The 2797-nt window shown below is 29.6% G+C and carries 2 protein-coding genes and 1 rRNA gene; 1 reads left to right on the top strand and 2 read right to left on the bottom strand.

Going from position 1 to position 2797, the window contains the following annotated elements; genetic code table 11:
• Positions 1–8: 8 nt before the first annotated feature.
• A 5S ribosomal RNA gene (gene rrf, locus I2E98_RS15635) occupies positions 9–125 on the top strand.
• 309 nt (positions 126–434) lie between these two features.
• Here rrf and istB read toward each other — a convergent pair.
• Positions 435–1193, bottom strand: coding sequence for an IS21-like element helper ATPase IstB (gene istB / locus I2E98_RS15640; protein WP_195469792.1), 759 nt, complete (start codon positions 1191–1193; stop codon positions 435–437).
• On the bottom strand, positions 1156–2469 hold the full coding sequence (gene istA, locus I2E98_RS15645) for an IS21 family transposase (RefSeq protein WP_195469793.1): 1314 nt from the start codon (positions 2467–2469) through the stop codon (positions 1156–1158). Before istA ends, istB begins: the two co-directional genes overlap by 38 nt.
• Between the last annotated feature and the right edge of the window lie 328 nt (positions 2470–2797).

Raw genomic sequence — 2797 nt, forward strand, 5'->3', positions numbered from 1 at the left:
CCATAGCATCTGGTGATGATGGCGTAGAGGAAACACTCCTTCCCATTCCGAACAGGAAAGTTAAGCTCTACAGCGTCGATGGTACTGCACGGGGGACTGTGTGGGAGAGTAGAACGTTGCCAGGTAAAAAGATACTTAGTTTAAACTAGGTATCTTTTTTTTATTATAAAATAATATAAAACTAAAAATACAACGTTCTAGTCTCCCACTAGGAGAGGGTAAAAGCATGTTATGCTTTTACCGGGCAATTTAGTGGAGATTAATCGGAGCGTAAAAAATTGCCCCGACGAACGTTGCCAGGTAAGTAAAGTACTTAGTTTATGCTAAGTACTTTTTTTGTGCAATAAAACAAGATAAAATAAAAAACAACGTTCTAGTCTATTAATGTCAAGATTATTTTGAACAATTGTGCCAATATTTTTATGTACAATTGTTCAATTGTTTTTATCAGCTATTTTAGATAATGCAGTAGCAGTTCTATAAGAGTTTCCTAGAATATTAACAATTGTAGAATGATGGACAAGTCTATCTAAAATAGCACTAGCTAACATATTATCCACAAATATTTGATTCCAGTCGGATAGATTTATATTGCTAGTAACTATTGTACTTTTCTTTTCATAACGCCTATCTATAAGTTGAAAAAACATTTTTGCTTCTTGCTCTCCAATAGGTAAATATCCAATTTCATCAATTATAAGAAGTTTATATTTGCTAAAATGCTTTATCCTATCGTCAAGCTTATTCTCTAAATAAGCCTTTTTTAATTGTTCTATTAGATCCTGGCATTTTATAAAATAGGTACTTACTCTTTTTTTTGCTGCTGCAATTCCTATTGAGGTCGCAAGGTGGGTTTTACCCACACCGCTATTACCTATTAAAATAATACTGCTATTATTTTCTAAAAATCTTAAACTTTCAAAGTCTAAAAATTGCTGTTTATTTATTTTAGGCTGAAACTCAAAGTCAAAGTCTTTTAATTCTTTCAGGTGCGGGAAACCGGCTACCTTAACCATAGCATGTGCTGCATTAAAATTTTTAACTTCAACTTCCTTACTAGTTAATTCACATAAAGCATCTACAATACTTATTTTATGATCATTTATTTTATTAATATAATCATCTATTTGAAGACTCATTTGTGTTAATTTAAGTTCACGTAAGTTCTCTTGTAATTGTTGATAACTGTTCATTAAACTTTTTCATCTCCTCTAAATGTTTAGCTGCATAATCTTTAACATCTTCTTGTGCCGAATTTTTGAAAGTTAATCCCATCATTGCTAAATGATGATTTTCGTGATAATTTATTTTTTTAGTAGAAAGTGTATGTAAAGTTATTAATTTTGGGCCATAATAAACATATAGGTTATTATCAATAACTTTAACAACAATATTTTTATTAATAAAATCAACAGGGACTGAATAGAGGTTTCCCTTATAGCGAAATAGTGCATTGGAATTGACTTTCGCATTTATTGTTGTGTTTTTGTAGTAAGAACATATTTTATCATTCGGCAGTGGTGAAAGATGTTCTTTCTCTTTTTTAAATACTAAAATTGGAGGTAATCCTGTAGCCTGGCATATTCTTGAATTAGCTTCATTTGTTATTTGTTGCATTTTTTCATATAATTGTTCTTCATTATCAAGCAAACCATTATAACTCAGTATTTCATCTATAATCCTCATAGGATTTTCAACCTTTGCTTTAGTATTTGGCCTTGCTCTAACGCAAGGGACGATATTAAATCCAAAGTCATCAGCAAATTGCTGAAATTTAGGATTAACTTTACCGTCAGAACGTTCTGTTCTAGCTTTATCCATCATTGTAGATGCATTATCTATAAGTATTTCTTGAGGAACTCCTCCTAAGGATTCTAATGCGTTAGTTAAAAAATCAAATAAATATGCTTGAGATTTAGATGGACAAATTGCCCAGTATTTAAATCTAGAAGCTGATAATATTAAACTACCAACATTAAAAATAAATTCTTCACCATTACTGAAAGAAAATTTTAAATCTTCTTTCCAATCAAACTGTGCTTGCTTTCCAAATGGAGTTTCTGATTTTATAGCATCTCTTTTTTTCTTTGGTTTAAAGTATTCTTTAAATTTTTCATGTTTCAAAATATAATAATTGAATGCGCTCCTTGAGCAATTTAACCCCTTTTCTCTAACCAAATATCTATAAAGATGAGATTTATAATAAAATATTTGCTTAGTTTCTGCTGAAAGCAGTGTCGAAATGGTATCATAGAAATCATCTATTTTTGATTTCTTAGGTTTTCTATCCTTTTTAATATTTCCATCATAGTATTTTTTTACTGTTCTTCTATCTACTCCTAACTCTCTTGCTATTGCACTAAAATTAGGTTTATCCAAATTATTAACCTCAATTAAAATTTTAAGTTTATATAAATCTTGAACTGATTTTAAAAATATTTCAGTACTAATGTTTGTTGTATAAATCATATTCATCACCATTAATACTGTGTTAAATTTTACCTAGTATTATACATAAAAATATTAGTCATTCTGTACATTCTTATCTTAGCATTTATATAGTCTCCCACTAGGAGATTAAAAGTAATATAGAGATTTAAAACTAACAGACTTGGATTTGAGGTACAAAAAGTTTTTCACAGTAAAATTCTTAAGTATTTTCATAATTAAATTTACAATAAAAGCCACAACAGAAAAGTCGAGCAATTGCTCGACCTTTATTGTATAAATGAATACTACCTGCTGTGCAGGTATGTTCAGAGTAGCTTAAGCGGTGAGTATATAAAAAAACTCCTTT

The organism is Clostridium sp. D43t1_170807_H7 (assembly GCF_015555905.1).
Classification (GTDB): domain Bacteria; phylum Bacillota; class Clostridia; order Clostridiales; family Clostridiaceae; genus Clostridium.

Coding starts and splice junctions, on each gene's coding strand:
- istB (WP_195469792.1), bottom strand. CDS start 1,193: ATGAACAGTTATCAACAATTACAAGAGAACTTACGTGAACTTAAATTA.
- istA (WP_195469793.1), bottom strand. CDS start 2,469: ATGATTTATACAACAAACATTAGTACTGAAATATTTTTAAAATCAGTT.